The 6,501-nt window shown below is 32.3% G+C and carries 7 protein-coding genes; all 7 read right to left on the bottom strand.

The features are described from left to right. Window positions 1–87 precede the first annotated feature (87 nt). Window positions 88–339: an aquaporin gene (locus tag RLT85_RS15115; protein WP_375712360.1), complete on the bottom strand. Its 252-nt coding sequence runs from the start codon at window positions 337–339 to the stop codon at window positions 88–90. Between the two features lie 150 nt (window positions 340–489). Beyond that, window positions 490–1,554: a bestrophin family protein gene (locus RLT85_RS14860; protein ID WP_311402833.1), complete on the bottom strand. Its 1,065-nt coding sequence runs from the start codon at window positions 1,552–1,554 to the stop codon at window positions 490–492. Between the two features lie 60 nt (window positions 1,555–1,614). After that, window positions 1,615–2,115 (bottom strand): GreA/GreB family elongation factor, encoded by a 501-nt coding sequence (locus RLT85_RS14855; protein WP_311402832.1) that lies wholly within the window; start codon window positions 2,113–2,115, stop codon window positions 1,615–1,617. A 3-nt stretch (window positions 2,116–2,118) separates the two neighbouring features. Further along, window positions 2,119–3,114: an NADP-dependent oxidoreductase gene (locus RLT85_RS14850; RefSeq protein ID WP_311402831.1), complete on the bottom strand. Its 996-nt coding sequence runs from the start codon at window positions 3,112–3,114 to the stop codon at window positions 2,119–2,121. Window positions 3,115–3,120: 6 nt separating this feature from the next. Then, the gene (locus RLT85_RS14845; protein ID WP_034893320.1) at window positions 3,121–3,636 is read right to left on the bottom strand and encodes a YqhA family protein; all 516 of its coding nucleotides are present in this window, start codon (window positions 3,634–3,636) and stop codon (window positions 3,121–3,123) included. A gap of 102 nt (window positions 3,637–3,738) precedes the next feature. Then, window positions 3,739–5,241: an aldehyde dehydrogenase family protein gene (locus RLT85_RS14840; RefSeq protein WP_311402830.1), complete on the bottom strand. Its 1,503-nt coding sequence runs from the start codon at window positions 5,239–5,241 to the stop codon at window positions 3,739–3,741. A 207-nt stretch (window positions 5,242–5,448) separates the two neighbouring features. Then, entirely contained in the window at window positions 5,449–6,282 is an 834-nt protein-coding gene (locus RLT85_RS14835; protein ID WP_311402829.1) for a helix-turn-helix domain-containing protein, read from the bottom strand. Window positions 6,283–6,501: the final 219 nt, after the last annotated feature.

Genomic DNA, 6,501 nt, shown 5'->3' with positions numbered 1-6,501 from the left:
CAAAGATTTTGACACAGGTAATGTATGTCTCAAATTTAATGTAGAAAAGAGTTGGTTTTTACCTCAGTTCTTTGTTACCTGCTGGCTTTACTCCGTTTTGTTAAATGAATTCCAAATTAACATTGCGACTATTGCTCCTAAAGTTGGTGCAGTAATATAAACCCAAAGAGCAATGAAGTTTCCAGATACAATTGCAGGTGCCAAACTTCTCGCAGGATTAAACGAGCCTCCAGAAATTGGACCTGAAAATAAAATAATTCCAGTAACAATTAATCCAATTATAAGACCTGCTATATATGAAAATTCTTTTTTAGATGTTACTCCTAAAATTGTAAGCATTAAAAAGAAAGTCAGAACAAATTCTAAAATGAACGATTGTACTAACTAGCCAGAAGGAATTGTAGTTCCTAACGTTAAGTTTTTAGAGAATGTAAATTTTAGTAAACCACTTGCAAAAATAGCTCCTAGAATTTGAGCCGAAACATAAAATTATAATTGAGTATTAAATTTTTCAGGCTCTGGTTTAGGTATATTATTTTCATGATCACCAATCATTTGACGAATATCAATCTCTATGTCTCGAGACATTGTTGTAATTGGCACATCATTGCCTTCTCCTTCAAAAGGGTTTTCAGAGGCTTCACCTACACGCTCCATAGTATTAAAAACCCATGATATGATGACGCTAAAAGGCACAGTAAACCATATAAAATAATGCCCCATTAATTCTATTAAATAATGGAATCCTGAATTAGGATAAGGTTTGTATTGTTCCATGCTTTCAACGATGATTATCCCAATTTTATCAAATTCATTCATCATACCAAATGGTAGGAGAATAACAAAAATCCAAACAAAAAACTTATTTAATGTGGCAAACTGACGAGGATAAGGGAAATTTTTAATACGTTCTACTTTACCTTGAAGAGTAAATAATTCAACAAACATCTTTTCAATCTCTAAATGGGCAAATTCCCAAACATAGCCTTCAGTTTTAAGTGCACTTAAATGTTTTGATTGTAAATTTAAACAGGCTGCTTGCTTATTTTTTTTACTTAAAACATAGTCCTTTTCTTCTTCAGATAAATAGCCTTTTAGTTCTTCTTCAAGTGAATATTTTTGCTCTCTAATTTCTAAGTGTTTTCTATAGTCTATACCAGTTTTCTTTCTTGGTTCTGCTTCCCAAGACTTTGGTGTGCGTAAAGCGTGACGTAACGAACTCATCCAAGCTATGTGACGCAATATAAATGTCTTTCTAATTTCGAATAATTCTTGATCTGAAAGTATTTTTTTTGCATGTTCATTATTTACATAATCGTTAAGCATTATAGTTAAAGATCGAGAAGTATTTACAATGCCTCCCCAAACTTTTCGTGCTTCCCATAAACGGTCGTAAGAAGCATTATTTTTAAAACCAATAATGAAAGCTACTGCAGTACCTATTAAACTAATAGGTAGCCAAGGTAAATGTAACCAATACCAACGAAAAACGGTATAAAGTATTACAGGTACTGTTGAAAGTATTACGAAATAAAAAATATCTTCCGTGTCCAAAGTAGAATCTGCTTTAAAGAATAATTACGCTTTGTGTACATTTAATTTAGTTTTATATAATTAATATTGGATATTAATAATTTTAAAATACCTGTCTTCTTTAGCTAGTTTCAACACTGCTTTTTCTCCCACTTTTTTGTTTATCAAAAGTCTAGCAATTGGTGAAATGAATGCGATTTTTCCTTTAGAAATATCAGCTTCATCTACACCTACAATTTGATAGTGTTCAGGCGCTGTTTTATTTCCAATTTTTAGAGTTACTAATGCACCAAATCGAATTATGTTTTTTGGTTGATTGTTTAGATCTACTATTTTTGCTGTAGCAATTCGGTTTTTCAACAATTGCAATTTAGCGTTTATATAATTGGAGGCTATTCGGCTTTCCTTTTCGTTTGAAATGTCAAGATGCTCTCTTTCATTAATCAATTCTTGTTTTTCAATTAAAAGTTCATCCATACCAACTTGCGTTACATAATTAGTTACACCTTCTGGTAAGTCGGCTCTTGGTGGTACCATAGGAATTTCCTCTTGGTCATCTTCTTTTACAAATCCTCTACTCATGACTTATTTAATTTTGATAACAACTTTTCCTTTAGTTCGCCCTTTTTTAACGTAAAGCAAGGCGTTTAGTGTGTCTTTTAATGGAAACACTTTGTCTATTTTGGTTTTGACTGTTCCAGATTCTACAAGTTCAGAAATTTCATTGAGTTGTTTTGCATTGGCTCGCATGAATACTAAACTATAAAATGCTGATTTTTGCTTTATTTGTTTTGTTATTTTTCGTCTTTTAAACGCTAAGAATAGTTTAGTGATTTTATTGAGTTTCATTCTGTTGGCAGTTTCTTTATCTACAGGACCAACAAGGGTTATTACTTTTCCACCATTTTTTATTACGCTAAAAGCTTCTTCAGTGTATTCGTTTCCAAGTGTATCCAAAACCATATCTGCATCTTGTACAATAGCAGTATAATCTACAGTTTTATAATCAATCACTTCATCAGCTCCAAGTTTTTTTACCCAACTTACATTTTCTGAACTTGTAGTAGTATATACATAAGCTCCAATTGATTTTGCATATTGAATGGCAAATGAACCAACACCACCAGAACCAGCAGGAATTAAAATACTTTCCCCAGATTTTAGTTTACCTCGTTTCAAGGCTTGAATTGCTGTAAGACCTACTAATGGTAAGCTAGCAGCTTCTTCAAAAGTTGTGTTTTTGGGTTTTAGGCTAACTAGTTTTTGATTCACAGCGACAAATTCAGTAAACGTTCCTTGTCTATTCACTTTAGAAAACACCTCGTCTCCAATATTGAAATTAGGAACATTTTCGCCTTTTTCAATAATAATTCCACTAACATCATAACCTAAAGTTGTTGGTAACTTAAAATTACTCACGCTTTTTAGTTTTCCTTCAACTACTTTTATATCTAAAGGGTTTACACTAGCAGCATACGTTTCAATTAATACTTCATCTTTGCTAATGGTTGGTTTAACAATTTCGGAAGTTTTTACTTTTTTCGAAACCTCTCCATAACCTGTAAATTGTATGGCTTTCATAAGCTATTATTTTTTAGTTTTATCAATATCTTCTTTATTAAGACTTAAAAATTTTAAACCCAATGCTAATAGCACAATAGATGCTGGAAGTATTAAAATCTCCCATTTAAGGTTGTCAATATTTACAAATACTACCTCAAGAAATTTCACAAAAAGAATAATGACAATAACTTCGGCAAGCACATTTTTTAAATGACCAATATTTGGTGTTCTAATCCATTTTAAAACACCATTTCCATCATCATATATTTTGTTTGAAATAAACAAAGTATAAACTCCGTGTGCAAAAATGAATAGCACCAATGCTATTAAAAACGTATCTAAAGATTTTATAAGATAAGTAGTGGCTATATCTGCAGGATGTAAATGTGCTTTATTTTCAGGAATATAATTGAAGATGACAACTCTAAAAGCATTAATGGTTTTTAAAGCACCAACGATAAAAAGTAACAGTGAGCCAAGAAGTGAACCTATTATTGCAGTCCAGCTGATATAACGGAAAAGATAGAATGTTTTTTTCATAATTAAAAAGTGATTAAAATCTTTTATTAAGACTTTGATTAAAACAATAAAACCCTGGAATTTCCAGGGTTTTTATTATAAACTTATTTTATAAAGTTTTAATTAAAAGAATCCCATAGGTTTCTTGTCGTAAGAGATCAACATGTTTTTTACAACACGGTAATGATCTAAAGCCATTTTGTGGTTTTCACGACCGAATCCTGATTCTTTAACTCCACCAAATGGTGCGTGAGCTGGATAGGTATTGTATTGGTTTACCCAAACTCTACCTGCTTGTATTGCACGTGGTACTTGGTATAATTCGTGAGCATCACGAGACCAAACACCAGCACCTAATCCGTAAGGTGTGTCGTTTGCAATAGCAATCGCTTCTTCCGTAGTTTTAAACGTTGTTAAGGCTACAACAGGTCCAAAAATTTCTTCCTGGAAGACTCTCATTTTGTTATCTCCTTTTAAAACGGTTGGTTGTATGTAATAACCTTCAGATAATTCACCTTCATAGTTACCAGCTTCACCACCAGCTAAAACAGCAGCACCTTCTTCAATACCAATTTTAATATAGTTTAATATTTTTTCGTATTGCGCTTTAGATACCTGAGAACCAATCATTGTTTCTGGATCTAATGGGTTTCCTGGTTTTACTAATTTTAAACGTTCTTGCATTTTTTCAACAAAACGATCTGCAATATCTTCGTGTACTAAAATACGAGATGGAGTGGTACAAATTTCACCTTGATTTAAAGCAAACATTAATGCACCTTCAATAGCTTTACTAAAAAACTCATCCTCTTGAGCTGCTACAGATGGGAAGAAAATGTTTGGTGATTTACCACCTAATTCCATAGTTACAGGAATAATATTTTCTGCTGCATTATGTAATACTGTACGTCCAGTTTCTGTAGAACCTGTGAATGATAATTTAGCAATTCTGTTAGATGTTGCTAATGCTGCACCAGCTTCTTTACCAAAACCAGTTACAATGTTTAATACACCTGCTGGTAAAATATCACCAATAAGTTCCATTAACATCATAACACTTGTTGGTGTTTGTTCTGCTGGTTTTACAACTGCTGTACAACCTGCTGCTAAAGCTGGAGCAATTTTCCATGCTAACATTAACATTGGGAAATTCCATGGGATAATCTCTCCAACCACACCAACTGGCTCGTGTAATACGATACTTACAGTGTCTTTGTCATGTTCTGAAATACTACCTTCATCTGCACGAATTACACCTGCGAAATAACGGAAGTGATCGATACAGTAAGGAATATCTGCAGCACGAGCTTCACGAATTGGCTTACCATTATCAATAGTTTCTAAGGTTGCTAAATACTCTAAATTATCTTCCATAACCTGAGCAATTTTTAATAACGCATTGCTACGTTCTGTTGCAGACGTGTTACTCCAAGCAGGAAACGCTTCGTGTGCTGCATCTAATGCAAGATCGATATCTTCTTGTGTTGATCGTGCTGCTTGTGTAAATACTTTACCATCTACAGGAGATCTGTTTTCAAAAAATTGCCCTTTTACTGGGTCTACAAATTTTCCTCCAATAAAGTTTCCATATCTTTCTTTAAATTCGGGTTTTGTTACATTTGCCATAATTGTAAGTTTTTTTAATGTGAATATATGCTTTGTGACAAGCATTTTAATTATGGTACAAAGATAGAATGGAGGAGAGGCTTTGTATTTATTGATACGGTTCAATAACTTATGAAAACAGTCCAAATAGCAAAAACCTGTGTTAATTAAATCTTAATTAATTATTAAAACATTGATTTTCAATAATTTAAAATAAAATAGAAATATTTAGATTTCGGTTGGACTAATTCCGAATTTGTTTTTAAACGCCACACTAAAGTTAGATAGGTTGTTATAACCGACGTCTAAATAGATGTCAGACGCTTTTAAATCGCCACCTTGTAGTAACTCTTTAGCTTTTTGCAAACGCTTATCTTTTAACCATTTTCCTGGAGCTTCTTTATATTCTGCAGTAAAATGTCTTTTAAATGTAGACAAACTCATGTTGCATAAAAAAGCAATTTCTTCTAATTTTAAATTCGAATGCACGTGATCTTCTACTATATTTTTAAAAGGTGATACTCCTTTAGAGATTAAAGCATGTAAGTAATGTTCAAACTCGCTACCATATTTATCTAGTAAGTACAATAGTATTTCGTCAAATTTAAGCGCTAATATTGCATCGCAATATGGAGAATCTTCAAAAGTTATAGAAGACAACGAACTTATAAAAGACGCTATATAATCATCATTTTCTATTACAAAATATGGCACCTTTTCTTGGTAAGGCTTAACGTCTTTGGTGTACTTACTTAAAAAATCGGTTAGTTTTTTTTCTGAAAAAAAGAGAAGTTTACAGTAGTAAATGGCTTCTGTATCCAGTAATTCTGTCCATAGCCAATTTCCTTTTTTAAGTAATAATGATTGGTCTTTATTTACAGCAACCGATTTTCCTGCAAAATGTACTTGTTTTTTTCCAACTTGTAAAAAGCTGAACATATTCATTCCTAAATTGACTTTGCTTTTCACAACATCGCTTGTCATTTTAAAGTCATATACAAATATGTCTTGTTGTACTTTTGGGTCTTTAAAGAAAATTTCTGGTATGTTCTCTATTGGCATTTAGATTTTTTTTAGCTTGCAGGTAACGGTTAGTATATGAAAAGTAGGCGATTTCGAAGCACGAAACTTTCGGTTAAGCACCAAGTTTGATACGACCCAAAAGCCTTGAATTTACTACTGTTTCGCCTATTTTTTATATACATCTTAAGTTTGATTCTTGTTAAATTTAAGTTATAAATCAGAAAGAACAAAGAGAGGATTAAGGTTATGATATACGGT

Source organism: Mesonia ostreae (genome assembly GCF_031845265.1).
Lineage (GTDB): Bacteria > Bacteroidota > Bacteroidia > Flavobacteriales > Flavobacteriaceae > Mesonia > Mesonia ostreae.
The sequence above is the reverse complement of the archived record's forward strand: the minus strand, read 5'-3'. Positions and strand labels throughout refer to the sequence as shown.

What these genes read in the sequence shown, in the direction of transcription:
- RLT85_RS14850 (WP_311402831.1), bottom strand. Translation starts at nt 3,114, where the DNA reads ATGAAAGCCATACAATTTACAGGTTATGGAGAGGTTTCGAAAAAAGTA.
- RLT85_RS15115 (WP_375712360.1), bottom strand. Translation starts at nt 339, where the DNA reads ATGCTTACAATTTTAGGAGTAACATCTAAAAAAGAATTTTCATATATA.
- RLT85_RS14840 (WP_311402830.1), bottom strand. Translation starts at nt 5,241, where the DNA reads ATGGCAAATGTAACAAAACCCGAATTTAAAGAAAGATATGGAAACTTT.
- RLT85_RS14855 (WP_311402832.1), bottom strand. Translation starts at nt 2,115, where the DNA reads ATGAGTAGAGGATTTGTAAAAGAAGATGACCAAGAGGAAATTCCTATG.
- RLT85_RS14845 (WP_034893320.1), bottom strand. Translation starts at nt 3,636, where the DNA reads ATGAAAAAAACATTCTATCTTTTCCGTTATATCAGCTGGACTGCAATA.
- RLT85_RS14835 (WP_311402829.1), bottom strand. Translation starts at nt 6,282, where the DNA reads ATGCCAATAGAGAACATACCAGAAATTTTCTTTAAAGACCCAAAAGTA.